A 25,816-nucleotide genomic window follows, 5' to 3' on the forward strand; every position below is an offset into this window, starting at 1 on the left:
CGGTGCGGTTCGGTTTGGCGTTGCATTCGCCGCGCAGGGCGTTAGCGTCGCCGCCAGAAATTCCCTGACAGGAGAAAGATCATGACCGTACAAATCGAAACCCGCCTTGCCGAACTTGGCGTCACCCTGCCCGAAGCCCCGGCCCCCGCGGCCAACTACGTGCCCTTCGTGCAGGTCGGCGATCTGGTCTTCGTTTCGGGTCAGATCTCCAACGGTCCCGACGGGCTGATCACCGGCAAACTGGGCGACGACATGACCACCGCGGACGGCACCGCCGCCGCCAAGACCTGCGCCATCGCGCTGCTGGCACAGTGCAAGGCGGCCTGCGGCGGCGATCTGGACCGACTGGTGCGGGTGGTCAAGCTGACCGGCTTCGTCAATTCGACCGCCGATTTCACCGAACAGCCGCAGGTCGTTAACGGATGTTCCGATTTCCTCGTCGAGGCCCTTGGCGATATCGGCCGCCATTCGCGCTCGGCGGTGTCGGCCGCCGCCCTGCCCTTGGGCGTCGCGGTGGAAATCGAGGCGATTTTCCAGATCAAATGACCCGGTTACCCGATATTTTCCTGCAACGCCCGATCGCCCATCGGGCGCTGCACGATATTGAGCAGGGCCGGCCGGAAAATTCCCCGGCGGCGATCCGCGCGGCGATCGATGCCGGATACGGGATCGAGATTGACCTGCAATTGTCCGCCGACGGGCAGGCGATGGTGTTTCATGACTATGATCTGGAACGCCTGACCGGCGAAAAAGGCCCGATCCAGCGGCGCAGCGCTGCCGTACTGAACCAGATCCCGCTGCTGGGCGGGTCCAACACGGTGCCAACGCTGGCGCAGGTACTGGATCAGGTCGCGGGCAAAGCCCCCCTGCTGATCGAAATCAAGGATCAGGACGGGCAGATGGGCGCCAATATCGGCAAGCTGGAAGAGGCCACGGCTGCCGCGCTGCAGGACTATGAAGGCCCGGTTGCGCTGATGTCGTTCAATCCCAATTCGGTGCAGAAGATGGCCGGGCTTTGCCCGGACATCCCGCGCGGGCTGACCACATCGGCCTATCGGCCCGAAGATTGGCTTCTGCTGCCCAACGGCACCCGCGACCGGCTGCGCGAAATCCCCGATTACGACGCGTTGGATTGCTGTTTCATCAGCCACGAGGCCGATGACCTGGACCGTCCCCGTGTGGCCGACCTGAAACGGCGCGGGGCGGGCGTTCTGTGCTGGACGATCCGGTCGCCTGAAGCCGAGGCCGAAGCGCGAAAAATAGCACATAACATAACCTTCGAAGGGTATCTTGCGGAAATCCCGGGTTGATCCGAATGGTCCAAGCCCCAGATAGTGATCGGGCGCGAGGGGCCGGGAAATGAACGATCAAAAGGTGGAAATTCAACTGATTGGGTCGCTGGATCAGATCGATCCGGCCGACTGGGATGGGTGCGCCTGCCCCGAGGCCGCCCATGGCAGGCGGGCGAAAGACCCGTTCACCACCTATCGTTTCCTCAAGGCGCTGGAAGACAGCGGTTCGGTCGGCCCCGGCACCGGCTGGCAGCCGCAATACCTCGTCGTCCGGTCCGACGAACAGGTCATCGCCTGCGCGCCGCTTTACGCCAAGTCGCACAGCCAGGGCGAATATATCTTCGATCACAACTGGGCCCATGCCTATGAACAGGCCGGCGGGCGTTATTATCCGAAACTGCAAATCGCGGCGCCCTTCACCCCGGCCACCGGACGCCGGTTCCTGACCCGCCCCGGTTTCGACGCGGTGGGGATGAGCGCGCTGGTTCAGGGCGCGGTGCAGATTGCCTCGGACAACGGGCTGTCGTCGCTGCACGTCACCTTCTGTACCGAGGCCGAGGCATTGGCGGGCGAACGGATGGGGCTGATGCACCGCACCAGCCAGCAATTCCACTGGGTCAACCACGCATACGAAACGTTCGACGATTTCCTCGCCTCGCTCAGTTCGCGCAAGCGCAAGACGATCCGCAAGGAACGCCGCACCGCCAATGGTTTCGGCGGCGACATCCGGATGCTGACCGGCGACGCGATCGAACCGCAGCACTGGGATGCGTTCTGGACCTTCTATCAGGACACCGGGTCGCGCAAATGGGGCACGCCCTACCTGACCCGAACCTTTTTCGACCTGATCCACGACACCATGCGCGACGATGTCCTGCTGGTGATCGCCGAACGCAACGGATTACCGATTGCCGGGGCGCTGAATTTCATCGGGGCCGACACGCTGTACGGCCGATATTGGGGCTGTATCGAAGATCATCCCTGCCTTCATTTCGAAGCGTGCTATTATCGCGCCATCGAGTTCGCCATCGACACCGGTTTGCAACGGGTCGAGGCGGGGGCACAGGGCGAACACAAGCTGGCGCGCGGCTATCTGCCGGCGACCACCCATTCGCTGCATTGGTTCGCCGATCCCGGCTTTGCCAAAGCGGTCGGGCAATATCTGCAGGCCGAACGGGCCGCGGTGGCCGAGGATATCGAGATCCTTACCGCCTATGGCCCGTTTCGAAAGTCATCAGGGGAGGAACAGGAATGACCGAATTGCTGAGCGATACCGGCCGCAAGACCATGCTGGAGCCGCTGTTCAAATCCGGATGGGAAATGGTCGAAGGGCGCGACGCGATCGCCAAGACCTACACCTTCGACGATTTCACCGCCGCTTTCGCCTTCATGACCCGCACTGCGCTCTGGGCGGAAAAGTGGGATCATCACCCGGAATGGACGAATGTTTACAAGGTGGTGCAGGTGACGTTATCCACCCACGACGTCGGCGGGCTCAGCGCGCTTGACGCGAAACTCGCACGCAAAATGGATCAACTCGCAGAATGACCCTTTCCGAAATCATGAATGTCGAGGTCTGGAACGGCCAGACCCTCGGCGCTCTTCTGACCATCGACTTCCTCGCTTCCATCGCCGGGTCGGTTCTGGCCGCCATCGCGATCCTTGTCCTGGGCGGCATCCTGTCGGGATGGGCGCGGCGTCGGCTGATCCATCTGGGTCAGAAATACAAGGATCTGGACGACACCCTGTTCAATTTCCTTGGCAACCTAGTCCGCTACGCGATCATGGGCTTTGCCATTCTGTTCGTGCTGAACACGTTCGGGGTGCAGACCACCTCGATCGTGGCGGTGATCGGTGCCGCCGGTCTTGCCGTCGGTCTGGCGCTGCAGGGCACCTTGTCGAACGTCGCCGCCGGGGTGATGATCGTGCTGTTCCGCCCGATCAAGCTGGGCGATTTCGTGGAGGTGGGCGGACAGATGGGCACGGTCAAGAACATATCCCTGAACTATACAGAGCTGGCCAGCACCGATAACGTGCAGACGATCATCCCCAACGCCAATGTCTGGGGCAACACGATCACCAATTATTCTGTCTACGACACCCGCCGCGCCGAATGGGTGTTCGGTGTCGCCTACGATGCCGATCTGAAGCTGGCCGAAGAAACCATTCGCAACACGCTGATGGCCGATCCCCGGTCGCTGACCGATCCCGAACCGTTCCTGCAGGTCAACAACCTCGGCGATTTCTCGGTCGATTTCCTGGCCCGGACCTGGGTGCAGTCCTCTGACTATTTCGCCTACCAGGCGGATATGAAGCGCAAGGTGAAAGAAGCGCTTGACGAAGCGGGGATCGACATTCCCTTCCCCACCCGCACGGTCATTCAATCCTGATGCACCCGGCAGGACCGGGTGTCACGCACACCGTTGAAACGGCGCCCCGGATCACCACCGGGGCGCCGTTTTGTGACTTCAGGCCGCTTCCGCGATAAGCTCGTTCGTTTTCGCGTAGGCGTTCAGCGCGAGCGTATTCGTCATCTCGCTTGCCGATGCGGTCTCGACCGCAGCGGATTGATCCGTGCTTCCCAAGTCTTCGATCACCTCGGTGCTCGCGTCCGGTTCTTCCGGCGCAGTAACGGTTTCGATCACATCTGCAGTCGCAGCCTGGTCCATCAGGGCGCCGGAAACGGCTTCGTCAACCGCAGCGGCGGCGTCCGCAGCATCGGCCGCATTCGCCTCCGCCAAGCTTTCCGTGCCCTCTTCCAACGCGGTCTCCGCCACGATCTCGGAGGGTTCGGCGGCATCCGTTCCGATCGCTTCGGTGCTTGCGGCGCCAGCCGCCCCGTCAGAACCGTCGACCGGTGTGGCCGTATCCTCGGCGGGCGTTTCGGCGGTGCCGCCCTGTGTCGCTTCGATACGGTTCAACACAGCATTCGTGCCGCCGGGATGCAGCCCGTGCGGGTGACGCGTCCAGCCCACGCGACGACCGGGCAGACCGGCCTGTTCGACGGCGGAATCGAATTCCTCCGCGGTCAGCTTTCCGTCGCCATCGCCGTCGATCTTGGAGAACGCGTCGACGCTCATCTTCCGGCCCAGCCGTGTCCCCTGAAGTTCGTCGGCGGACACGCCGCCGTCTTCGTTCTGATCGAACCGTGTAGCGACCTGTTCACCAAGAGACGCCGCAGCGGCCTTGCCACCACTATCAGCGCCCTGATATTGCGCCGCGCGCATCACCGGATGTCCGTGGGATGCTGACATTACATTCATTGTGAAACCCTCACCGCATTACCTTACGAGTCAGGCTAACGGTCATGCCGCTACACATGTTTAGACCAAGCGCCGACCAATTCCGTAACCCCCTGCGGCCAAGTAAAAAAAGGGGGCTCCCGCCCCCTTCTTGCCGCACAGGTTCAGGTTGTCACTTGGCGTTGAATGCAATTGGCCACATGAAATCGAGCGGCGTGTAGCCCTTCAGATCCGCCAATTCCTTCGCGGTCAGGTTGCCCACCGGTTCCGGCATCGGGTTGCCGGTGCTCGTCTCGACGTTCCAGGACGCGGTGGCATGACAGGCATGGCAGGAAGAATTCCACGACGTCCAATCGACGACCGGCCCCTGCGGCACGCCGGCGAAGTCTTCCATCATGGTATGGCCCAACACCTTGAACTGACCATCTTCTTCAAAGGTGATCTGGGTGCCGTTCGGCGAATACATTTCGAACGCCGACCCGCCCAGCCCGGCCTGCTGCAGAATGGTCGCCCGTGCCGTCGTGGCGCTGTCATGCGGCTGATCGATCAGGCTGCGCGCATGGGCAAGGCCCGGATTCTTGTCGAACTCGAAGGTGGTCCAGAACCAGCTGGGATCGGGCGAGGTATAGACCTCTTTCGGGGTTTCTTTCATCTTGACCATGACGTGCAGCCCGGTCAGCGCATACTTTCCGTCATAGAACTGGTAGGCGCCTTCGGTTTCAGGCGTGTTTGCGGCCTCCCAACGCGCCTTGATCTCGACCGCCCCGATCGGCATCTGCACCATGTTCCCGGACGTGAGGTAGGCCGTCACCCCGGCGGCGGTGTTCAACCCGTTGCCAACGACATAGTCGTATCCGAGCATGTTGCGGGTCACTTCTTCCTTTCCGACGCCGACATCCTTGGTGTCGATCATTTCGGTCCGTATGCCCTTGTTGATCACGAAATCCGGTTCCACCCGATTTTTTTGTCCCAGCATGAATTTCGGCGCGGGTTGGAACGTATCCGGATCGCTGGGCCATGTTTCCCACACGGAAACGGTATGGCCCTCGCTTTCGATTTGCTGGTTCACCCGGGCGAACAGCATCCAGGCGATTTCATAGCGTTGTTCCGGCGTGCCGCCGAAGGCCTGATCGACATAGGTGGTCGCGAAGTCCGCATCCGACATGGTCAGCCAGTCCTGGGCCTGGATAACTGTCGGCACCATCAGCGCCGCGCCAAGAGAGAGTGATGCGATCCTGGACATGAAGGTCATCTGAAAATTCCCTTTGCAAATAATGGCATAACGACCTCTGCCAGTGCTGATGACAGCCAGGCCCAAGGCCTGAAACGGTCTTGAAAGAGATTTCAGATTAGCGGAAATGCCCTCAAAGTCTACCTATGGGGGAGTTAAATGTTTTCAGATTTAATCTTAAATTGAAGAACCGCACACATGCGACAGATACCCGTTCCGAACGGGGATCGACCCGCAAACCGGGAAAACCCGGTTTGCGGGCACAGGCGTTTACATGGCGGCCAGCAGGGCTTCGGCGCTGGAGGTTTCGCAACCGCGCGTCTGTTCGGGCTGGAACAGCGTCACCACGCCGTCCTCGACCAGCATCGCGTAGCGTTTCGAGCGGCTGAAGAAACCCAGGGTCGGAACGTCGAATTCCATCCCGATCGCCTTGGTAAAGGACCCGTCGGCATCGGCCAGCAGCGTGATCCCGGCCTCGCCCGCGCCGGTGACCTTATCCCATTCCTTCACCACGAACAGGTCGTTCACCGCGACGCAGATGATTTCATCCACCCCTTTCGCCGTGAATTGATCCTTGGTCCGAATGAAGCCGGGCATATGCGCCGTCTGGCAGGTGGTCGAAAAGGCCGCCGGCACCGCGAAGATCACCACTTTGCGTCCCTTGGTCTTGTCCGACAGCGATACGGTTTCGGGTCCTTCGTCGCCCATGAGCGACAAAACGGCCTCGGGCAGGTGGTCGTCTACTGAAATTGTCATCGTCAATTAACGTCCCTGATTGCGTTTCCTGTAAGGGCTCATATAGGGTTCGGATCAACGCCAGCCAGCAAAATTTTCCCGGGAGGACCAATAATGAAAAAGGTCGTAGTGATCGGCGCCGGACAGGCCGGATCATCCCTTGTCGCCAAGTTGCGCAATGAAGGCTTCACCGGCCTCGTGACCCTGATCGGCGAAGAACACGTCCCCCCCTATCAGCGCCCGCCGCTTTCAAAGAAATACCTGCTGGGCGAAATGGAGCTGGAACGGCTGTTCCTGCGGCCCGAAAGCTTCTACGGCGAAAACGACATCACCCTGCATCTGGACGAAACGGTGCAGGCGATCGACCGCGCCGACAAGGTGGTGATCGCTGGCGGCGAATCCATTCCCTATGACGAACTGGTGCTGACCACCGGGTCGGTGCCGCGGCGCCTGCCCGCCGCGATCGGCGGGGAGCTGGAGGGCGTTTACGTGGTGCGCGACCTGAAGGATGTCGATGCCATGGCGCCGGAATTCCGCGACGGTGCGAAGGTGCTGATCGTCGGCGGCGGCTATATCGGGCTGGAAGCAGCGGCGGTGGCGGCCAAGAAGGGGCTGCAGGTCACGCTGGTGGAAATGGCCGACCGTATCCTGCAGCGGGTCGCCTCGCCGGAAACCTCGGATTACTTCCGCACCCTGCATCAATCGCACGGGGTGAATATCCTTGAAGGTGTCGGCCTTGAAACCCTGACCGGCGAGGGCCGCGTCGCGGGCGCGAAATTGTCGGACGGCAGCACGCTGGACGTCGATTTCGTCATTGTCGGTGTCGGCATCACCCCGGCCACCGCACTGGCCGAGGCGGCGGGCATTGAGATCGACAACGGCATCAAGGTGAACAAACTGGGCCAGACCAGCGACCCGCATATCTGGGCGGCGGGCGATTGCGCCTCCTTCCCGTACAAGGGCGGCCGCATCCGCCTGGAATCTGTGCCCAACGCCATCGATCAGGCCGAATGCATCGCCGAAAACATCATGGGCGCGGGCAAGACCTATGTGCCCAAACCGTGGTTCTGGTCCGACCAGTACGATGTGAAACTGCAGATCGCCGGGCTCAACGCCGGGTACGACCGGGTGATCACGCGGGCCGGCGACAAGGACGGATCGGTGTCCTTCTGGTATTACAGGGGCGACGAATTGCTGGCTGTGGATGCTGCCAACGACCCGCGCGCCTACATGGTCGGCAAGCGACTGATCGACGGGGGCAAATCGCCTGCCCCCGATCTAGTGGCTGACCCGGAAACCGACATGAAAGCGTTGATGAAGGCATGAGGATCGTCGCCGGCGCCTTCAAGGGCCGCGCGCTGGCCTCGGTCGGCAAGGGCGATCCCGGCGCGCATCTGCGCCCGACCACGGACCGCACCCGCGAAAGCCTGTTCAACATGCTGATGGGCGGGCGGTTCGGTGACCCGATCACCGACGCCCGCGTTCTGGACCTGTTCGCCGGCACCGGCGCGTTGGGGTTGGAGGCGCTGTCACGCGGCGCGGCCCATGTCACCTTTGTCGATGACGGCAACAAGGCGGGCAGCCTGATTAAGCAGAACATCAAGATCTGCGAGGCACAGGTGCAGACCAAGATGATACGACGCGATGCCCGCAAGCTGCCGGAAAATCCCGGCGATCCCTACGACCTGATCTTCCTCGACCCTCCCTATGGCAAGGGCTTGGGTGAAATCGCACTGGCGGCCGCGCTGCGGGGCAACTGGATCGCCGAGGGCGCGCTCATCGTCTGGGAAGAAAGAGCCGCCATCACCGTGCCCGAGGGCCTGACCCATCTCGACGCGCGCAGATACGGCGACACCACGATCACGCTGCTGGAAGCCTGATCATTCGAGCTGCAGATCAACCCGGTCCGACCGTCCCTTCGCATCGATCACTGAGAGGCTGACGAAGCCTTTGCCGACGGGGCCCAGATCGGCCTGCCGCCGGTGATATCCGGTCAGCACCGGTTCGCCATTCGCCAGAATCGTGAACGGAGGCACCCCGTCACGCAGTTTCAGAACCAATCCGCCCCCATCCAGCGACAGCCGCGCCCCGTTCGGGGGAAAGGCCAGTTTCGGCGTGTCCGGTTCGGGTTCGAACACCGCGTGGCGACCGCGAAACCGCTGTAACGGCTGCGGCAGTTCCGCCGTGGACACGATCAGCGTCTCGGGCGGCGGCGGCGGCAAGGGATCAAGCTCCGGCTTCAGCCGCTGGAACGCCTTGAACAGCACCGGGGCCGCCAGATCGCCGCCAAAGGCGCCCGGCACGGGCGTCCCGTCAGGCCGCCCGATCCAGACCCCGATCACATGCGACCCGTCGAACCCCACCGCCCAGGCATCGCGATGGCCATAAGACGTCCCGGTCTTGTAGGCCAGATGGTTGCGCGGCGCGCCGTCGGGCGGGACGAGCCCCGACAGGATATGCCCGACTTGCCAGGCGGCGGAGCGGCTGACGATCCGTTCCCCCGGCTCCGCGCCCCCGGTCATGTGCAATCGCACCGCCTGTCCGCCATTGGCCAGCCCCGCATAAAGCTGCACCAGATCGCGCAGGGTGATCCCGACCCCGCCAAGCGCCACCGCCAGTCCAGGCTTGCCACCCGGGATCACCGGCGCGACCCCCGACCGCCGCAGCGCCGCCATCAACCGGCCCGGCCCGATTTCCTCGGTCAGCAGCACGACGGGAATGTTCAGCGATTCCCGCAACGCCGTCGACACCTTGATTTGCCCCCGGAAACGCCCGTCGAAATTCCGCGGTGCGTAGGCCCCGAAAGCGACCGGTCGGTCGTTGATCAGGGTTTCGGGATGGATCAGGCCCTGATCGAATCCCATCGCATAGACCAGCGGTTTCAGCGTCGATCCCGGCGACCGGAGCGCGTGTGTCATGTCGACAAATCCCTGTCCGCGCCCCTGCGCAAACCGGCGCGACCCGACCGAGGCCAGAACCTCCCCGCTGCGATGATCGGCGACCAGGATCGCGATGGACAGACGCTCGGATTTGCCGTGCAGAGACAGTTCCGCCAATTCCTCCAGCCCCGCCTGCAACCCGGCCTCCAGCGTCAGGTCGATCCGTCCGCGATCCGGTTGCAAGGAGCGCGCGTGATCCGCTGCATGGGCGGCCAGCGCCGGGAAGGCGCGACGCGTCCGAGGCACCGGGTCATAGGCGGCCGCGGCAACGTCCCCGGCCCTCAAGACCCCCGCCTCCTGCATCCGCGCCAACACCCGGCCCCGCGCGGCCTCGGCCGCTTGCGGGTGCCGGTCCGGGCGGCGCGCCTCTGGCGATTGCGGCAGCGCCACCAGCAACGCCGCCTCCGCCGGGGTCAGCCGCCCCGGTTCCTTGCCGAAATAGCTCAGCGATGCCGCCCGCACCCCTTCGATATTGCCGCCGAACGGCGCCAGCTGCAGGTAGAGGTCCAGGATCGCATCCTTGCTGACCCGCCGTTCCAGCGCCAAGGCCACCCGCATCTGCCGCAGCTTGCCCGCCCACGACCCGGTGCTGCCATCCTCCAGCAGCCGCGCCACCTGCATCGTCAGCGTTGATCCGCCCGACACGATCCGGCCGTTCCACAGCGCTTGTCCCCCGGCCCGCACCAGCGCCCAAGGATCGATGCCATGATGACGCCAGAACCGCTTGTCCTCATAGGCCAGTAGCATCGCGATATAGCCATCATCGACCCCATCGCGCGCCACCAGAAGCCGCCACAGACCATCCGCCACCGTATAGGCGCGCAGCAACACGCCATTGCGATCACGCGCCTCGGCCGAGGTGTCGACGATCAGCGGCGGCAGCTCGGTCCGGTCCACCCAGCGGTCGAACCCGTCGCGCAAGGCCCCCCCGCCCAGCAGCAGGGCGACCAGCAGGACCGGCCAGAGCCGTTTCATTCCGCGATCCGCACCCGGCCCGATGCGGTATTGGCGCGGTATTGCGGGCGGTACATGTCTTCGACCGTGGCCGCCGGATGATGGAATGCGCCCGGCGAAATCGCCCGCACGATATAGGCCAGCTCGATCGGGTCCTTGCCGGATTGGTCCACGGCGGCAAGGAACCGGTCGGCGCGGAATTCGCTGTGTTCGGTTTCGGCCGGGTCGAGCCAATCGAGCGCCCGGATATCGCCCTGCCGCAGCAGGTTGGGATTATCGATCTCGAACCCCGCCGGCAGCGGGTCGTTGATCATCAGACGCGCACCGCCATCCTCGAACGGGGTCGCCTTCAGAACCGCGACCAGCCGCATGCCGGTACGAATCTGATCCCGGGTCACCGGCTCGCCCTCGGTGGTGTAATAGCTGCGGTCGATCCGGAACCCGTATCCGCCCTGATCCACGCCGCCTTCGGGAACGCCGGTGGTGGTCAGGGTGATCGGCGTCGCCGAACCCGACACGTTGCGGATCGCTATCGGCTGCGCGCCAACGCGGTCGGCCACCATGCGGGCGAAAGGACCGTCGACCGGCCTGCCATCGATTTCCAGCCCGGAAAGCGACGGGTCCAGCACCAGCGCCTTGGCCGCCAGCAGCGACCAGGACGCTTCCTGCGTCGACATCACCCGCCCCGCGGCACCGATGCGCTGCACAAGTGCATCGCGGTCAACGGCCGCGCTGCCGGCTTCGACCGCCAGCGACAACACCCCGGCGGCATCGCGCAGGTTGGTGCCGTAATCGGCCCGCAGCACCGGTTTGTCCTCACCCGGCAGGGTCCGCAGCATGCGGGCGGCACGGCCGAACATCGCATCGGCCCGGGTCTGATCGCCGTAAGACGCCAGCGCCGCGCCCAGCTGCGCCGCCGCCAGCGGCGTGGTGAAGGCATCGCCCTTGACGTCGGCATAGTAACGCAGGTCACCCATCGCCGCCGCCCCTTCGCGCGCCAGCACCATCAGCGCATAGGCCAGGTCACCGCCGCCTTCGTCGAAGTCGGGGTTGTAGTTCACCCGGTTGCGCAGATTGTCCAACGCCATGCGGAAGGCGGTGTCGGGAACCGCGATCCCTTCGGCCCGCGCCCGGCTGAGGAAATCGGACACATAGGCATCGAGCCAGAAATCGCCCGACCCGGCCCGCCACAGCCCGAAGGCGCCGTTGCTGGATTGGCGCGTCAGCACCTTTTCCACCGCCTGATCGACCCGCTTGCGGATGCGGTCACGCCCCCCAAGCCCCAGGGATTCGCTCAGCTGGCTGAGATACAGCAGCGGCATCGCCTGGCTGGTCACCTGTTCGGTGCAGCCATAGGGATAGCGGTCGAGCGATGCCAGAAGCGCCGGCGCGTTCAGCTTGGCCAAGGGCCCCGCTGTCACCACCGCCGATCCGCTGCCGGGGCGAAGCCCGGTAAAGACCTCGTCGTCCAGCAGAAAGGTCTTGCCCGCGTCGAGCGTGAAGCGCTGCGTCAGCGACACCGCCGGATCGTTATTGCGCACCCCGATGGTCAGGTCCTTGACCAGCTGGCGGCCCTCCGGCGTCGTCAGCGCCACCCGGATCGAATGATCGCCAACCTCGCCCGCCGTCACCGGCAAGCTCAGCACTTCCTTGCCCTTCTCGGCCAGCGTCACGCCAGACGGCACCGACGCGGGATCGAGCGTCACGCCATCGGCGGTCACGTCCAGCCCCATCCGCCCCGCCGGGCCGGTGGCATGGACGATTTCCAGCAGCAACCGGCTTTGATCGCCCGGCGACAGGAAGCGCGGCAGGCTGGCGGTGACCACCACCGGGTCGCGCACCAGCACATCCGCCTCGGCCTCACCCACGCCGGTTTGCGACCAGGCCACCGCCATCAGCCGCACCGTGCCGTTGAAGGCGGGCAGGTCGAAGCCGACCTCGGCCCTGCCATCCGCCCCGACCTCAACCGGGCCGGTGAAATAGGCGACCAGTTCCTCGGTCGGCGGCGGCGACTGGAACCCGGCGCCCATGCCGGCATCGCCACCCGAACGCACCTGCCCCATTGCGCCGTTCATCCCGTCGATCAGCCGGCCGTAGAGGTCGCGAATTTCCACGCCCAACCGGCGCTGACCGAAATAGTGGCCGGAAGGATCGGGGCTCTGGAAACCGGTCAGGTTCAGGATGCCCACATCGACCGCCGCGACGGTGACATAGGCGGTTTCGCCCTCCTTCACACCTTCGACCTGCACCGACGCGGCAAGCGTCCCGCGCGGATCGGCCTCCGCCGGGGCATCAAGGCGCACCTGCAACTGCTTGTCGCCGGGATCGACCTTGGCATGGCTCAGCCCCAGCGACCGCGCCGGATTACGCCCGGCGCTAACATCCATCGGCCGGATCACCGAAGCCGTCACATAGGCCCCCGCGCCCCAGTCATCGGTCACGTCGAGCGGGATCAGGTTTTCGCCCTCGCTGACCTCGACCGCCTTCATTGCGATCACCCGGTTCGACATCACCGTGACCAAGGCCTTGCCCGCATAGCGCGGCACCAGCCGCAATTGCGCGACCTCACCACTGCGATAGGACGGTTTATCCAGCGACAGTTCCAGCGTATCGGGCGTGGTGCTGACATCGGCGGGTGCGTACCAGCCGGCATAGAAAGAACTGCTGGCCGATACGTATTCGCCGCCCTGCCGTTCCACCACCAATTCGTAATTGCCCCATTCGACCGGCACGCTGACCTTCAGCGGATCGGTGCCCAGCATCGCCTCGCCGCTGGCGATGGGTTTGCGAGTGGTGATCGGTTCCCAGTTCCAACTGCCCCATTGCTGATACCACTGGTAACGGTGGGTGACCCGGTTCAGGGTCCAGCGCACCGGCATGTCGATCTGGCTCAAATCGGGGCCAAGCGCGATCACCTGCAATTGCGCCTCGCCGCCCTCGGGCACGACGCCGTCGAACATCTGCTTGATGCCGATGATCGGTTTCGCCGGGGCAAGGTCGCGCGTCAGCCGCCGTTCGACCGGGCGGCCCGATCCTTCGGCGACGCTGACCCGCACTTCGGCCGTCAGCGGCCGGTCGGCATCCTCTATCACGGGCAGCGGCAAGGGCATCACCGCAACGCCCTGATCGTCGGTTTCGCCGCCGCCGAAGAATTCGGTGCGTTTGTAAAACCCATCATCCTGCCGCCCGTAGCGGTAGCCGGGATAGCCTTTCAGTTCCTCTGCCTCGGACAAAACCACCGAGCCGTCGACCGACAACCCGCCCGCGGGCGCGCCGAAGAGGTATTTCGCCTCAACCGTCAGGGGCGGCTGGTCGCCGGGGCGGAGGTCATGTTCGGGCAGCGACAGGGTGAAATCGATCCGCTCGGGCAGGAAATCCTCGACCAGAACGGTCTGGCTGGCCAGCGCCGGTTGATCCACGTCGGCCTTGATATCCAGCCGCCACGACCCGCGCGGCACGCTGTCGCCCAGAGCGAAGGCAAAGACATGGCCGCCCGCCTTGTCCTGCGCCGACAGCGATCGGGCGTATTCCACCCCGTCGGGCCGGGTCAGGATCGCGGTGATCGGCAAACCGCCGATCGCCGCCGCCTTGCCATCGCGGGTCAGAACGGTGGCGTGGATGGTTTCGCCCGCGCGATAGGCGCCGCGATCGGTGGTCAGGAACATATCGATCGGCGGGCTGGGTTCGCGGCCCTCCACCCCACGATCCGACAGGTCGAACGCCGGGTCCTTCAGCGACAGGAAGGTCAGGTCCCGATCCCCCTGCGCCACGGTCAGCAGCGCGGGCACCGCCGCCCCCAGCCCCCTTGTCAGCCCGGCGTCGAAATGCGCGTAACCCTCGGCATCGGTCTGAACCTCGCCCAGCACCCGGTTCGATTGCGAAATCAGCGTGGCCTTGGCCCCGGCCACGGGTTCGGCATCGCCCAGCCCGCGCACGAAGACATGCAGCCCGTCCACGCCGCTCAGCGTGGTGACGCCCAGATCGGACAGCACGAACCATTGCGTCGCCAGCGGGTCCTCATAGGGATCGGCGCCGGGCACCTCGGCCGACAGCGCGTAGATCCCGGCGGGCAGGTCGGCGATGATATCGCCCAGCGGCAAGCGGGTGGTCATGTCGCGGTTCAGCTCATTCTGCACCTCGCCTTTGCCGGCCCAAACCTGTTCGCCGATCTGGGCGCTGAAATCGGTTTCTTCCCAGTAATTCAGCGGCCGCCCGAAATAATGCGACTGGAACACCCGCAGCATGTTGCGGTCGCTGACCTGGCGCAGCGTCAGGTCCAGCGTATCGACATTCACCGTTTCCACCGGCAGCGCCGCATCGGGCGATTTCGGTAGCACGTAGGCGCGGCCCGAGAACCGGACCGAGGCGCTGCGATCGCGCACATATTGGGTGATGGTGACATCCTTGGCCATAGTTTCGCCGCTCGCCGCGGGCAGCCCTTCGCGGAAGGTCAGGCTGTAGCGTTGGCCGTGATCCAACCCGTCGACGCACAGCCGGTTGCCGCTGACCGTCACCGCCATGTCCGTGGCGGGCAGCTTGACGAAGGGCGCGTAATCGACGCCGGTCTTGACCAACGCCTCGGAAAACTCGGCACAGATGCGCGGGTCGGCACTGTCGCTTTCGGCCAGATTTTCGGTGATGCGAAATCCGTATTTTCCGATGGCGTCATCGAGCGCATCGCTCAATTCAACCCAGTTCGGTTGCTTGTCCAGCGCCAGCCGCAGGGCCGGGATCATGTCGCGGCCGCGCCCGTTGGCTTCGAACGCGTCGGCCATCAGCTGCAGGCTGTTGGCGGCAAGCGCCGGGGAACCGGCGCGCAGATAGGCGTTGATCGCCGCCGTCAGCGCGCGGTTGCGATAGCGGTTCTTGTTGTTCTTGCTGGCCTCGGCGGCCAACAGCGACAGGCGGGCATATTCCAGCCACTGGTCGGCCTGATCGGTATGCGATACCGCCCCGCCCATCCAGCGCATCGCGTTGATCCAGTCCTTCTGCTGGCGGCGTTCCTGTGCAGCGTTCAGAAGCGCCTCGACCGAATATTGCCCCGATGGATGGGTCCAGCCAATCCGCTGCGCCTGACCATGCGCCTCGTTAATGTCGCCGGGGCCCAGGAAGGGCGCAGCCGCGGCGCGCGCCGCTGCGGCATCAAGCAGCTCTGCCGGGGTTTCGATGATTTCCGCCGACCACGCCCCTTCGTAGGGCTGCCGGTCCGTGATATCGGATTTCGGGAAACAGGCGTTCGATTTTTCGTTGAAGGTGAAGGCCTTGCAACTCGGATCCACCAGGCAGGCCCGTTCGCACGCATTGTAATCGGTATCGAACAGCGCCTGCAGATCGGAACCGTAGAAATCGACATCGCGGGTCAGAACGTAGTGCCGCTGCGGCACAGCATTTTCGGCGGCACCCGGAGAGGTCAGACAAAAGGCGGCAAAAAGCGCTGAAAGAACGCGTCGCATGAAAGCGGCTCCTGCTTAAATCAATTGCCGCGATGCTGGCATGCGGATCGAAGATTCTGCAAGGGAAACCGCCCGGTATCCGGGACACCCCGTAGCAGGGCAAACTGATCAAAGGCGCGGGTCGCCCTTACGGAGCCGCGACCAGGATCAGGCCGCGTTGGCCTGTGCTGCTTCAGCGCTGCGCAGGAAGACCCAGCGGTCGCCTTCGCTCAGGTCGGGATTGAAGCGATAGCCGCCGGTGTCGAAATCGCGGATCGCTTCGGGATCGATCAACCGGCGCTGGATGATGAAACGGGCCATCGCGCCGCGGGCGCGCTTGGCGTAGAAGCTGACGATTTTCGGCACGCCCGCCTTTTCTTCCATGAAGACCGGGGTGATCACCCGCAGCTTCAGCGCGTTCAAATCCACCGCGCCGAAATATTCCTGGCTGGCACAGTTGATCAGCGTATCGGTGCCGATGTCAGCCGCCTGCGCGTTCAGCGCCTCGGCGATGTCGCCGCCCCAGTATTCATAGAGGTTCTTGCCCTTCGGGTTCTGCAGGCGGCTGCCCATTTCCAGACGGTAGGGCTGAATTTCATCCAACGGCCGCAGCAGGCCGTAAAGCCCCGACAGGATGCGGAAATGATCCTGCGCCCAAGCCATTTCGTCGTCTTCCAGCGTTCCCGCTTCCAGCCCGACATAGGTGTCCCCGGCAAAGGCCAGCGCGGCGGGCTTGGCCTCCATCTCGCCGAAATCGCGGAACCTCTCGGCGTTCAGCTTGCCCAGCTTTTCGCTGATATGCATCAGCTTCATCAGGTCATCGACCGACAGGTCGCGCGCCACGCCTGCCAGTTCCTCGGCCCGATCCGCGAATTGCGGCTGGGTGGGGGTAATGCCCTCAACCGGGGTGGTGTCAATCTTCTTGGCCGGGGAAACGACGATCAGCATGACGGGTCCTCAGAAATGTTGTTTAGAACGTTTCTAACCTGCTTCGCGCAGGACGTCCAGAAAGGCGGTGGCAAAACGGTCGGCCCGTTTTTCGCCCAGCAGACGCGTCATCGTACCTGCATCGCCCGGCCGCAGCTGCGCCACCTTGGCCAAGAGCGACGCCGAACAGCTCAGCGGTTTTTCCGACCCGTCGGTGCCGCGCGCCAGATCGGCCTGAACTTCCAGCAGACGATCATAGACTGCCCCGGCATCGCGGCCGGCCAGTTTGCGGCGGGTGGGATGCATTTCCTCGGCCGCGCCGGTGATCACGGACAGGAAATCGGCGCCGTAGCGTTCCAGCTTCTTCGCCCCCACGCCGCTGATCCGCGCCATGTCGTCGAGCGTCGCGGGCCGGGTTTCGGCCATTTCGATCAGGGTGCGGTCGTTGAAGATCACGTAGGCCGGCACCCTTGCAGCCTCGGCCAGGGCGCGGCGCTTGGCCTTGAGCGCAGACAGCAGCGGCGCGTCTTCGTCGCTGACCAATGCCTTGACCGCCGGGCGACGCTGCGCGGAAACGATGGTGTCCTTGCGCAGCATGATCGTGTCCTCGCCGCGCAGGATCGGCAGGGCGGTGTCGGTCATCCGCAAGGCGCCGTGGCGTTCGGGATCGGGGCGGATCAGGTCATGGCCCATCATCTGCCGGAAAATCGCCTGCCATTGCGGGCGGCTGTATTCCTTGCCGACCCCGAAGGTCGGCAATTCGTTATGCCCCTTGGCCCGGATGCGGTCGTTTTCGTTGCCCAGTAGAATCTCGATCAGGTGCCCCGCGCCAAACCATTCCCCGGTGCGCAGGATCGCCGACAGCGCCATGCGCACCGGCTGGGTGCCGTCGAAGACCTCGGGCGGGCTATCGCACAGGTCGCATTTGCCGCAAGTGACCTCGGTTTCACCGAAATAGCCCAGCAGGGTTTCGCGGCGGCATTTCAGCGCCTCGGCAAGGCCCAGCAGCGCGTTCAGCCGCGCATGATCGGCCATGCGCCGTTCGGGCGGCGCCAACCCCTCGTCGATCTGGGCGCGGCGTAGGCGGATGTCGTCGGCGCCGAACAGGGTCAGGGTTTCCGCCGGCGCCCCGTCGCGCCCGGCGCGGCCGATTTCCTGATAATAGGCCTCGATCGATTTCGGCAGGTCGGCATGGGCAACCCAGCGGATATCGGGCTTGTCCACACCCATGCCGAAGGCGACTGTAGCGACCACGATCAGCCCGTCTTCCTGCTGGAAGCGCTGTTCGGTCTGGCGGCGATCCTCTGCCTCCATCCCGCCGTGGTAATGGCAGGCCGCGTGACCCTCATCCCGCAGCGCCTTGGCCAGGGTTTCGGTCTTGGCCCGCGTGCCGCAATAGACGATGCCGGACTGCCCCTTGCGGGCGCTCGCGAAGCTCAGGATCTGGCGGCGGGGATTGTTCTTGGCGGCGAAGGCCAGATGGATATTGGGCCGGTCGAAGCCGCGCAGGAAGGTGTCGGGTTGCTGCCCGTCGAACAGTCGGGTGACGATCTCGGCCTGGGTTTCGGCATCCGCCGTGGCGGTGAAGGCCGCCAAGGGCACGTCCAGCGCCTGCCGCAATTCTCCGATGCGCAAGTAATCGGGGCGGAAATCGTGGCCCCACTGGCTGACGCAATGGGCTTCGTCCACCGCGATCAGGCTGACCCCGATCCGCCGCAACATGTTCAACGCCGATCCCGCGCCCAGCCGTTCCGGCGCGATGTACAGCAGTTTCAGCCGCTTTTCCTCCAGCGCCTGCCACACCGCATCGGTTTCTTCCTGGGTGTTGCCGCTGGTCAGCGCGCCCGCTTCGACTCCCGCTTCGCGCAGGCCGCGCACCTGATCGCGCATCAGCGCGATCAGTGGCGAGATGACCACCGTGACGCCGTCGCGCATCAGCGCGGGCAATTGGAAACACAGGGATTTGCCGCCGCCCGTCGGCATGATGGCGAGAACGTTGCGGCCCGCCGCGACAGCCTCGACCACCTCTTCCTGCCCGGGGCGGAAGGCATCGTAACCGAAAACATCGCTCAGAAGCGTGGCAGCGCTTGGCATGAGGACCTGTAAGATTGTTTGTTTCTGCTCTTACAGGAGTTGTCCCACACTAAGAATCGGTAAACAAGCCCCGGCGGCAGCGCACGAGGCTTGGGAACAGGATTGTCAGATAGGGATCAGTAAACCCCGAAGTTGTTCTGAACCACGATGCGGATCGCGATGATGCCCAGCAGAACCACCAACGGCGCAAGATCGATCCCCCCCATCGGCGGCAGGATCTTGCGGATCTGCGAATAGAGCGGTTCCAGCAGCCGGTTCAGCCCGTACCAGATCTGGGCGACGAACTGCTGATGCAGGTTCAGCACCTGGAAACTGATCAGCCAGCTCATGATCACATGCGCGATCACGAAAAACCAAACGACATCCAGCACAAGCATCAGGATCTGGATCAGCGAAATCATCTGCGGCACCTCTCTCTTGGGTCGCTCAACAGGTAAGCGCCGGGGTGCCAAGACGCAAGCTTTGACGCGGGGTTTCTGTTGACCCTGTCCCGGCCCGGCGACAGAGAAACACGGTTTTGAAAAGGAGCTCGCAATGTTTCCGATGGTCCGGCTGGTCAAGGAGTTCGTCAAATACCGCAACGCACCGGCGCTGCCCTATGACGGCACCCATGTATCGCGGCATATGTGCCTGCCCTGGGACCTTGACCCGTTCATGGAACTGAACAACGGCCGCACCCTGACGCTGTTCGATCTGGGGCGGCTGTTGCTGGCGAAGCGGGTCGGGCTGATTGCCACGCTGAAGCGCGAAGGCTGGGGCATGACCATGGCCGGATCCTGCGTGCGCTACCGCCGTCGCATCCGCGTTTTCGAAACGTTCGAAATGCGCTCGCGCGCCCTGGGCTGGGACGACAAGTTTCTCTATATCGACCAATCGATGTGGAAGAAGAACGGCGACTGTGCCAACCACGTCGTCTACCGTGCCGCGATCACCGATGCGAACGGTATCGTCGGCACCGACCGGGTGCGCCGCGCCCTGGCCGCCGAAACCGCCGCGATGGAACTGCCCGAATGGGTTCTGAAATGGATTGATGCCGAAAACGCACGCCCCTGGCCCCCAATTCAGGATTGACTTGCCTCAGCGACAATTCGCCTGTCATAACACGTTGCAAGAGATAAAAGATTTGGGGACAGGGATGCGCAAACGTATTTGGGGTTGGTTCTTTTTCGATTGGGCCAGCCAGCCCTATAACACGCTGCTTCTGACATTTATTTTTGGGCCCTACTTCTCGGAAGTCGTCAGCGACGCGCTCGTGTTGCAAGGGTTTCAGGAAGAAGCGGCCAATGCACAGGCCCAAGCCTATTGGGGCTTCGGCATCGGCGCGGCGGGGGTGGTGATCGCGATTCTGGCACCCATCCTTGGTGCGATGGCAGACACATCGGGCAACCGGCTGCGCTGGATCTGGCTGTTCTCAGCCATGTATGTCGTCGGGGCTGTGGGCCTGTGGACGGCGGCGCCGGATCATTTCAACCTGGTCCCGATACTGATCCTGTTCGCGATCGGCCTGATCGGAATGGAATTCGCCACCATCTTCACCAACTCGATGCTGCCCGACTTGGGCACCAAGGAAGAAATCGGCCGGATTTCCGGCAATGGCTGGGCCTTCGGCTATGTCGGCGGGCTGCTCGCTTTGATCCTGATGCTGGCGTTCTTCGCCGAAAGCGCGGCGACCGGCAAAACCTTCGTCGGCTTGTCGCCCATCTTCGGGCTGGATGCCGAAATGCGCGAAGGCACCCGCTTCGTCGGCCCGCTAACCGCGATCTGGTTCGCGGTATTCATGATCCCCTTCTTCCTGTGGGTGCGCGATCCGAAACCCACCGGTGCCCCCAAGGGCGCGGTGAAGCAAGCACTGAAGGAAGTCGTGCACACCGTGTCCCGGCTGCCGCGCACGCCGTCTCTTTTCGCTTATCTCACCTCGTCGATGTTCTACCGTGACGCGCTGAACGGGATGTATGTGTTCGGCGGCATCTACGCCGAGGGCGTACTGGGCTGGACCGTACAAGACATCGGCATCTTCGGCATCATCGCCATCATCGCCGGGGCGATCTTTGCCTGGCTCGGCGGTCACGCGGATGAACGCTTCGGCCCCAAGCCGGTGATCACCGCCTGCATCCTGGTATTGACCTTCGTCGCCATCTCCATCGTTTTCGTGTCGCGCGACAGTGTCTATGGCATCCCGGTCGGGGCGGAATCGAAACTGCCCGATATCGTGTTTTATCTGCTGGGTGCGGCGATCGGCGCGGCAGGCGGCATAATCCAGTCGGCCAGCCGCACGATGATGGTGCGCCAGGGCAACCCGCATAAGATGGTCGAAAGCTTCGGCCTCTACGCGCTGGCGGGCAAGGCGACGTCGTTCCTGGCTCCAATGCTGATAGGGGTGGCTTCCACGATCAGCCAAAACCAGCAATTGGGCGTTTCTCCGCTGATCGCGCTTTTCCTTATCGGGCTGATCTTGCTACGCTGGGTCAAACCCGAAGGAGACCCGAAGGCATGGCAAGAAAACTCCTCAGCCTCGTAGCGCTTTCGCTGATCCTGGCGGGCTGCGATTCCAGCGGCCCGCAGACCGACGGCGCGCGCCCTGCCTTTTCGACCCAGCAGGCGATTCCAAAGGCGATGATCGGGGTGCCCGCCAAGCAGCTGTTCGGGGGCCATGAACACGGATCGGCGCAACAGGCCCAGCCGCACGGCAGCTATGCCAAGGGCTGCCTTGCCGGCGGCACGCAACTGCCCGGAACCGGCCCGACATGGCAGGCAATGCGGCTCAGCCGCAACCGCAACTGGGGCTATCCGGAAACCGTCGATTTCATCCGCGACCTGTCGGCCAAGGCGGCCAAGCAACCGGGATGGAGCGGGCTTTACATCGGCGATATCAGCCAGCCGCGCGGCGGACCGATGCTGACCGGGCATCGCAGCCACCAGATCGGCATGGATATCGACATCTGGATGCGCCCGGCCGACCGGCTGGACCTGAGCGCGACGGAACGCGAAAACATGTCCTCGATCTCGATGCGGCGCGCCAAGGGCGCCTATGTGAACGAAAACTGGACCCGCCAGCATCACGAGATCCTCAAAGCCGCCGCCAGCGATCCGCGCGTCGCCCGCATCTTCGTCTTCCCCGGCGCCAAGGTGCAGATGTGCAAGGACGAAAAGGGCGATCGCGCCTGGCTGCGGAAAATCCGGCCGTGGTGGGGGCATCATTACCATTTCCATGTCCGGCTGAATTGCCCCAAGGGCGCGCGCGGCTGCGTGAACCAGCCACCGCCACCGCCCGGTGACGGCTGCGATGCGGCAGAGGACTGGGTTTACGACATCCTGCATCCCAAGCCGCCCGATCCCGACGCACCGCCGCCGAAACCGCGCCGTGAACTAACCATGGCCGATCTGCCGAACCAATGCGTATCCGTCTTGCAATCGCAATAGCGGCGCTCGCCGCCTTTGGCCTGACCGTATCGGGCAGCGCCCGGCCGCAGGAAAAGGCGCGCCTGCTGTCTGCCTATGGCTGGAACGAAGCGCTGGAAGGATTCGGCGGCATCTCGGCACTGGAACTGGACGCTGACGGTAAAAATTTCATCGCCGTGACAGACCGGACCCTGCTTTTGCAGGGCCAACTGCAACGCGAAAACGGCACCGTGACGGGCGTGACCCTGACCGGATCGAATTTCCTGCTCAAACCCGACGGTACCCGGCTGACCGGCTGGCGCCGCGATTCCGAAGGCTTGGCCTTGCGCAGCGACGGCCGGCTTTTTGTCAGCTTCGAAGCCGGGGCCAAGGTCTGGGCCTACTCCGATCCGCAAGGCCCGGCGACCCGGCTGCCGGGCCATCCCGATTTCAAGGACATGCCCGGCAATGCCGCTCTCGAAGCGTTGGCCATCGATGATCGGGGACATCTTTACGCCGTGCCCGAAGCGCCGCTGACCCGCGCCGGCGGCCTGCCGCTTTACCGCTACGACGGGACCGAATGGCAGATCGTTCAGCGCATCACCCCCTCGGAACGCTTCGCCCCCGTCGGCGCCGATTTCGGCCCGGACGGAAAGTTCTACCTGCTGGAACGGAACTTCGGCGGCATCGGATTTCGCAGCCGGGTGCGGCGCTTCGATCTGGCGGATTTCGCCCCAAAAGGCGAAGTTCTGTTCACCTCCTCGCTCGGTCAGCATGACAACCTCGAAGGGCTGTCGGTCTGGCGCGACGGGGCCGGCTATATCCGCCTGACAATGGTGTCGGACGACAATTTCAAGTTCTTCCAGCGCACCGAGATCGTGGAATACGCCCTTGCGGAAACGCTTGCCAAAGCGTCACTTAGCCATTAGAGGCCGCCCTTTCGTTCCCGCGAGACCGGGAACCATGTCGCCGCTACCATGTAAAAACGGATCGAAAAATGAACCGCACACATATTCCCGGCATCCTTGCCATGGCCGCCATCGTGCTGGCCTCGAATATCTTCGTCCAGTTCCTGTTCGGCCAGTGGCTGACCTGGGGGGCGTTCACCTATCCTTTCGCCTTCCTGGTGACCGACGTGATGAACCGCGTCTACGGCCCCGGCCCGGCCCGCAAGGTCGTGGTGGCGGGTTTCGTCACCGGGGTCATCTGTTCGTTGATCGGCACCCAGATCATGGGCGAATTCGGCCCGCTGGTAACGCTGCGCATCGCAATCGGTTCCGGCCTCGCTTTCCTGACCGCGCAACTGACCGACGTGGCGGTGTTCGACCGTCTGCGCGGCGGCAAATGGTGGCGCGCGCCGCTGGCCTCGACCCTGGTCGGATCGTCGCTCGATACCGCGATCTTTTTCTCTGTCGCCTTTTCGGCCGGGCTGAGCTTCATCGAACCGGCGAACGACGTATCTTGGGCAAACGAAACCCTGCCACTTCTGGGCGCCGGTCCGACCGTGCCGCTCTGGGTCTCGCTGGGCGTTGCCGATTGGCTGGTCAAACTGTCGCTCGCCATCATAGCACTTGTGCCTTTCCGCATCATCGTGGGGAAACTTACGGCACCTGCCACATGATTTTGTTTTGACTTTGCGAAAATCTGTGGCACGATTCTCCTATCGAAAACTTAGAAAGGAGGTGCTCTTGTGTCTAATGGGATAGCGGAGAGAGGTGTCGGAACAGTTCGGAAGGCAAGCGTCTGAGGCAACCCTTGGTTGTAAATTTTCCGAATTGGTGAGCGCCTAACCGGCTCCACCTCCTTTTCTCTCAAGGGTCGCTCCGAGCAGGGCGGCCCTTACTCTTTTTCCCCGGCGCGTTAGAGTACCGACATGCTCAGGATCAACGACACCATCACCATCGCCGACTGGGAACTGACCGAACAGTTCGTCCGCGCTTCGGGCCCCGGCGGCCAGAACGTGAACAAGGTCAGCACCGCGGTCGAACTGCGTTTCGAAGCCGAACGCAGTCCGTCCCTGCCCGGCCCCGTGAAGGCGCGGCTGAAACGGCTGGCCGGGCGGCGCTGGACCAAGGAGGGCGCGCTGGTGATCCAATGCGACGAAACCCGCAGCCAGGCGCGCAACCGCGATATTGCCCGGCAGCGCCTGGTCGACCTGATCCTGAAAGCGCTGGAACGGCCCAAGCGCCGCATCCCCACCAAGCCCACCAAGGGCAGCCAGCGCCGCCGCATAGAGGCCAAGAAACAGCGCGGCGAGGTCAAGGCCCTGCGTGGCCGGATCACGGACGACTAGCGGCCCCGGCGAATCCGGTAGTACGGGATTAATACGGTCTTTCCGCGTGTCCGCATTCCGGGCAATAGTCCCGCCATGGGAGCCGACATACTAGACAGCCGCTATTCCTGGACCCGGCTGGGTCTTTCCATGCTGATCGGGCTGATCGGCAATGTCGGCATGTGGGTGGTCATCGTGGTCATGCCCGCGGTGCAATCGGAATTCGGACTGGACCGCGCCGAAGCCTCTTATCCCTATATCCTGACCATGGTCGGCTTCGCCCTGGGCAATTTCCTCATCGGCACCATCGTCGACCGGGTTGGCATCACCTGGGCGCTGAGCGCGTCTGCGATCCTGATCGGGGCGGGCTTTGCCCTGGCTGCGGTCAGCCCCACGGTATTCGTCCTGTCGGCGCTGCACCTGCTGATCGGGTTGGGAACCGCCGCCAGCTTCGGCCCGCTGATCGCCGACGTGTCGCTGTGGTTCCTCAAACGCCGCGGCATCGCGGTGGCGATCACCGCCAGCGCCAATTACCTCTCGGGCGCGTTCTGGCCGGTGGTGCTGGCGGATTTCCAGGCCGGCCACGGCTGGCGTGGGGTCTACCTGTTGCTGGCGATGATCTGTTCCGTCTCGGTCCTGCTCCTGGCCCAGCTGCTGCGCCGCCGCGTGCCGCTCGAGGCCACCGCCCGATCCGACGCCGCCTCGAGCGCACGGGCACAATCGAGCGGCTTCAGCCACACCAAGCTGGTGATCCTGCTGGGCCTCGCCGGGATCGGCTGTTGCGTCGCGATGTCGATGCCGCAGGTCCATATCGTGTCCTTCTGCGTCGATCTCGGCTATGGCCCCGCGGTGGGTGCCGAAATGCTGTCGCTGATGCTGCTGGGCGGGGTTGCGTCAAGGCTGATCTCGGGCCTTCTCAGCGACCGGCTGGGCGGCCTGCGCACATTGCTGATCGGTTCGACCCTGCAGATGCTGGCGCTGTTTCTCTACCTGCCCTTCGACGGGCTGGTGTCGCTCTATGTCGTGTCGACCATCTTCGGCCTGGCCCAGGGCGGCATCGTGCCATCCTACGCGGTTATCGTGCGCGAATACATGCCCGCGAAAGAGGCGGGCAGCCGCGTCGGCTTCGTTCTGATGACCACGGTGATCGGCATGGCGCTTGGCGGCTGGATGTCGGGCTGGATCTACGATGTCACCGGCAGCTATCAGATGGCATTCTGGAACGGCATCGGCTGGAACCTGCTGAACATCCTGATCGCAATGACGATCCTGTTCCGCTCGATCCGCCCGGCACCCCTGCCCGCCTGACCGCTTCTTCTT

The 25,816-nt window shown here is 63.8% G+C and carries 22 protein-coding genes; 14 read left to right on the forward strand and 8 right to left on the reverse strand.

Annotated features, from left to right (window positions below):
• The first annotated feature begins 81 nt into the window (after positions 1–81).
• From IT775_RS17540 to IT775_RS17560, 5 genes are read left to right on the forward strand one after another with little or no spacing between them, the layout of a single operon-like run.
• Complete coding sequence (locus IT775_RS17540) at positions 82–546, forward strand: RidA family protein (protein WP_212702536.1); 465 nt, start codon at positions 82–84, stop codon at positions 544–546.
• Positions 543–1,310 (forward strand): glycerophosphodiester phosphodiesterase family protein, encoded by a 768-nt coding sequence (locus IT775_RS17545; protein WP_212702537.1) that lies wholly within the window; start codon positions 543–545, stop codon positions 1,308–1,310. Before IT775_RS17540 ends, IT775_RS17545 begins: the two co-directional genes overlap by 4 nt.
• A gap of 49 nt (positions 1,311–1,359) precedes the next feature.
• Positions 1,360–2,547, forward strand: coding sequence for a GNAT family N-acetyltransferase (locus IT775_RS17550; protein WP_212702538.1), 1,188 nt, complete (start codon positions 1,360–1,362; stop codon positions 2,545–2,547).
• Entirely contained in the window at positions 2,544–2,840 is a 297-nt protein-coding gene (locus tag IT775_RS17555; RefSeq protein ID WP_212702539.1) for a 4a-hydroxytetrahydrobiopterin dehydratase, read from the forward strand. Before IT775_RS17550 ends, IT775_RS17555 begins: the two co-directional genes overlap by 4 nt.
• Positions 2,837–3,682 (forward strand): mechanosensitive ion channel family protein, encoded by an 846-nt coding sequence (locus tag IT775_RS17560; protein ID WP_212702540.1) that lies wholly within the window; start codon positions 2,837–2,839, stop codon positions 3,680–3,682. The genes IT775_RS17555 and IT775_RS17560 overlap by 4 nt, the downstream gene beginning before the upstream one ends.
• A 78-nt stretch (positions 3,683–3,760) precedes the next feature.
• Here the strand turns inward: IT775_RS17560 and IT775_RS17565 are convergent, their stop codons facing one another.
• From IT775_RS17565 to IT775_RS17575, 3 genes are all read right to left on the reverse strand, one after another.
• Positions 3,761–4,546 carry an EF-hand domain-containing protein gene (locus tag IT775_RS17565; RefSeq protein ID WP_212702541.1) on the reverse strand — a complete coding sequence of 262 codons (786 nt, stop codon included), beginning with the start codon at positions 4,544–4,546 and terminating at the stop codon, positions 3,761–3,763.
• Between the two features lie 160 nt (positions 4,547–4,706).
• Positions 4,707–5,786, reverse strand: coding sequence for a hypothetical protein (locus IT775_RS17570; protein ID WP_212702542.1), 1,080 nt, complete (start codon positions 5,784–5,786; stop codon positions 4,707–4,709).
• A 249-nt stretch (positions 5,787–6,035) separates the two neighbouring features.
• Complete coding sequence (locus tag IT775_RS17575; RefSeq protein ID WP_212702543.1) at positions 6,036–6,521, reverse strand: peroxiredoxin; 486 nt, start codon at positions 6,519–6,521, stop codon at positions 6,036–6,038.
• A gap of 93 nt (positions 6,522–6,614) precedes the next feature.
• Here IT775_RS17575 and IT775_RS17580 point away from each other — a divergent pair, with 93 nt between their 5' ends.
• Positions 6,615–7,826: an NAD(P)/FAD-dependent oxidoreductase gene (locus tag IT775_RS17580; protein WP_212702544.1), complete on the forward strand. Its 1,212-nt coding sequence runs from the start codon at positions 6,615–6,617 to the stop codon at positions 7,824–7,826.
• The gene (gene rsmD, locus IT775_RS17585; RefSeq protein WP_212702545.1) at positions 7,823–8,380 is read left to right on the forward strand and encodes a 16S rRNA (guanine(966)-N(2))-methyltransferase RsmD; all 558 of its coding nucleotides are present in this window, start codon (positions 7,823–7,825) and stop codon (positions 8,378–8,380) included. Before IT775_RS17580 ends, rsmD begins: the two co-directional genes overlap by 4 nt.
• On the opposite strand, the gene pbpC is transcribed toward rsmD, so the two are convergent.
• The 5 genes from pbpC to IT775_RS17610 form a co-directional block, all read right to left on the reverse strand.
• Positions 8,381–10,414 (reverse strand): penicillin-binding protein 1C, encoded by a 2,034-nt coding sequence (gene pbpC, locus IT775_RS17590; protein WP_212702546.1) that lies wholly within the window; start codon positions 10,412–10,414, stop codon positions 8,381–8,383.
• Complete coding sequence (locus IT775_RS17595) at positions 10,411–15,846, reverse strand: alpha-2-macroglobulin family protein (protein WP_212702547.1); 5,436 nt, start codon at positions 15,844–15,846, stop codon at positions 10,411–10,413. Before IT775_RS17595 ends, pbpC begins: the two co-directional genes overlap by 4 nt.
• Before the next feature lie 147 nt (positions 15,847–15,993).
• Entirely contained in the window at positions 15,994–16,773 is a 780-nt protein-coding gene (yaaA, locus tag IT775_RS17600; protein WP_212702548.1) for a peroxide stress protein YaaA, read from the reverse strand.
• Between the two features lie 33 nt (positions 16,774–16,806).
• Positions 16,807–18,846 carry a DNA helicase RecQ gene (gene recQ / locus IT775_RS17605; protein ID WP_212702549.1) on the reverse strand — a complete coding sequence of 680 codons (2,040 nt, stop codon included), beginning with the start codon at positions 18,844–18,846 and terminating at the stop codon, positions 16,807–16,809.
• Between the two features lie 116 nt (positions 18,847–18,962).
• Positions 18,963–19,247, reverse strand: a complete 285-nt coding sequence (locus tag IT775_RS17610) for a YggT family protein (protein ID WP_212702550.1) — start codon at positions 19,245–19,247, stop codon at positions 18,963–18,965.
• Between the two features lie 133 nt (positions 19,248–19,380).
• Here IT775_RS17610 and IT775_RS17615 point away from each other — a divergent pair, with 133 nt between their 5' ends.
• The 7 genes from IT775_RS17615 (at position 19,381) to IT775_RS17645 (ending at position 25,804) form a co-directional block, all read left to right on the forward strand.
• Positions 19,381–19,917 carry an acyl-CoA thioesterase gene (locus IT775_RS17615; protein ID WP_212702551.1) on the forward strand — a complete coding sequence of 179 codons (537 nt, stop codon included), beginning with the start codon at positions 19,381–19,383 and terminating at the stop codon, positions 19,915–19,917.
• Between the two features lie 64 nt (positions 19,918–19,981).
• A complete protein-coding gene (locus tag IT775_RS17620) occupies positions 19,982–21,364 on the forward strand; it encodes an MFS transporter (RefSeq protein ID WP_212702552.1) in 1,383 nt (460 codons plus the stop codon).
• Positions 21,337–22,266 (forward strand): penicillin-insensitive murein endopeptidase, encoded by a 930-nt coding sequence (mepA, locus tag IT775_RS17625; protein ID WP_212702553.1) that lies wholly within the window; start codon positions 21,337–21,339, stop codon positions 22,264–22,266. Before IT775_RS17620 ends, mepA begins: the two co-directional genes overlap by 28 nt.
• A complete protein-coding gene (locus IT775_RS17630) occupies positions 22,239–23,153 on the forward strand; it encodes an esterase-like activity of phytase family protein (protein ID WP_212702554.1) in 915 nt (304 codons plus the stop codon). Before mepA ends, IT775_RS17630 begins: the two co-directional genes overlap by 28 nt.
• Positions 23,154–23,221: 68 nt before the next feature.
• On the forward strand, positions 23,222–23,845 hold the full coding sequence (locus IT775_RS17635) for a queuosine precursor transporter (protein ID WP_212702555.1): 624 nt from the start codon (positions 23,222–23,224) through the stop codon (positions 23,843–23,845).
• Positions 23,846–24,097: 252 nt separating this feature from the next.
• Complete coding sequence (gene arfB, locus IT775_RS17640) at positions 24,098–24,517, forward strand: alternative ribosome rescue aminoacyl-tRNA hydrolase ArfB (RefSeq protein ID WP_212702556.1); 420 nt, start codon at positions 24,098–24,100, stop codon at positions 24,515–24,517.
• Positions 24,518–24,592: 75 nt separating this feature from the next.
• The gene (locus tag IT775_RS17645) at positions 24,593–25,804 is read left to right on the forward strand and encodes an MFS transporter (protein ID WP_212702557.1); all 1,212 of its coding nucleotides are present in this window, start codon (positions 24,593–24,595) and stop codon (positions 25,802–25,804) included.
• The last annotated feature ends 12 nt before the right edge of the window (positions 25,805–25,816 follow it).

It is taken from the genome of Thalassovita aquimarina (assembly GCF_018219815.1).
Lineage (GTDB): Bacteria > Pseudomonadota > Alphaproteobacteria > Rhodobacterales > Rhodobacteraceae > Thalassobius > Thalassobius aquimarinus.

What these genes read in the sequence shown, in the direction of transcription:
- rsmD (WP_212702545.1), top strand. Translation starts at nt 7,823, where the DNA reads ATGAGGATCGTCGCCGGCGCCTTCAAGGGCCGCGCGCTGGCCTCGGTC.
- IT775_RS17595 (WP_212702547.1), bottom strand. Translation starts at nt 15,846, where the DNA reads ATGCGACGCGTTCTTTCAGCGCTTTTTGCCGCCTTTTGTCTGACCTCT.
- IT775_RS17550 (WP_212702538.1), top strand. Translation starts at nt 1,360, where the DNA reads ATGAACGATCAAAAGGTGGAAATTCAACTGATTGGGTCGCTGGATCAG.
- mepA (WP_212702553.1), top strand. Translation starts at nt 21,337, where the DNA reads ATGGCAAGAAAACTCCTCAGCCTCGTAGCGCTTTCGCTGATCCTGGCG.
- IT775_RS17570 (WP_212702542.1), bottom strand. Translation starts at nt 5,786, where the DNA reads ATGACCTTCATGTCCAGGATCGCATCACTCTCTCTTGGCGCGGCGCTG.
- IT775_RS17645 (WP_212702557.1), top strand. Translation starts at nt 24,593, where the DNA reads ATGGGAGCCGACATACTAGACAGCCGCTATTCCTGGACCCGGCTGGGT.
- IT775_RS17615 (WP_212702551.1), top strand. Translation starts at nt 19,381, where the DNA reads ATGTTTCCGATGGTCCGGCTGGTCAAGGAGTTCGTCAAATACCGCAAC.
- yaaA (WP_212702548.1), bottom strand. Translation starts at nt 16,773, where the DNA reads ATGCTGATCGTCGTTTCCCCGGCCAAGAAGATTGACACCACCCCGGTT.
- pbpC (WP_212702546.1), bottom strand. Translation starts at nt 10,414, where the DNA reads ATGAAACGGCTCTGGCCGGTCCTGCTGGTCGCCCTGCTGCTGGGCGGG.
- IT775_RS17610 (WP_212702550.1), bottom strand. Translation starts at nt 19,247, where the DNA reads ATGATTTCGCTGATCCAGATCCTGATGCTTGTGCTGGATGTCGTTTGG.
- IT775_RS17635 (WP_212702555.1), top strand. Translation starts at nt 23,222, where the DNA reads ATGAACCGCACACATATTCCCGGCATCCTTGCCATGGCCGCCATCGTG.
- arfB (WP_212702556.1), top strand. Translation starts at nt 24,098, where the DNA reads ATGCTCAGGATCAACGACACCATCACCATCGCCGACTGGGAACTGACC.
- IT775_RS17555 (WP_212702539.1), top strand. Translation starts at nt 2,544, where the DNA reads ATGACCGAATTGCTGAGCGATACCGGCCGCAAGACCATGCTGGAGCCG.
- IT775_RS17560 (WP_212702540.1), top strand. Translation starts at nt 2,837, where the DNA reads ATGACCCTTTCCGAAATCATGAATGTCGAGGTCTGGAACGGCCAGACC.
- IT775_RS17540 (WP_212702536.1), top strand. Translation starts at nt 82, where the DNA reads ATGACCGTACAAATCGAAACCCGCCTTGCCGAACTTGGCGTCACCCTG.
- IT775_RS17630 (WP_212702554.1), top strand. Translation starts at nt 22,239, where the DNA reads ATGCGTATCCGTCTTGCAATCGCAATAGCGGCGCTCGCCGCCTTTGGC.
- IT775_RS17620 (WP_212702552.1), top strand. Translation starts at nt 19,982, where the DNA reads ATGCGCAAACGTATTTGGGGTTGGTTCTTTTTCGATTGGGCCAGCCAG.
- IT775_RS17575 (WP_212702543.1), bottom strand. Translation starts at nt 6,521, where the DNA reads ATGACAATTTCAGTAGACGACCACCTGCCCGAGGCCGTTTTGTCGCTC.
- IT775_RS17580 (WP_212702544.1), top strand. Translation starts at nt 6,615, where the DNA reads ATGAAAAAGGTCGTAGTGATCGGCGCCGGACAGGCCGGATCATCCCTT.
- IT775_RS17545 (WP_212702537.1), top strand. Translation starts at nt 543, where the DNA reads ATGACCCGGTTACCCGATATTTTCCTGCAACGCCCGATCGCCCATCGG.
- recQ (WP_212702549.1), bottom strand. Translation starts at nt 18,846, where the DNA reads ATGCCAAGCGCTGCCACGCTTCTGAGCGATGTTTTCGGTTACGATGCC.
- IT775_RS17565 (WP_212702541.1), bottom strand. Translation starts at nt 4,546, where the DNA reads ATGTCAGCATCCCACGGACATCCGGTGATGCGCGCGGCGCAATATCAG.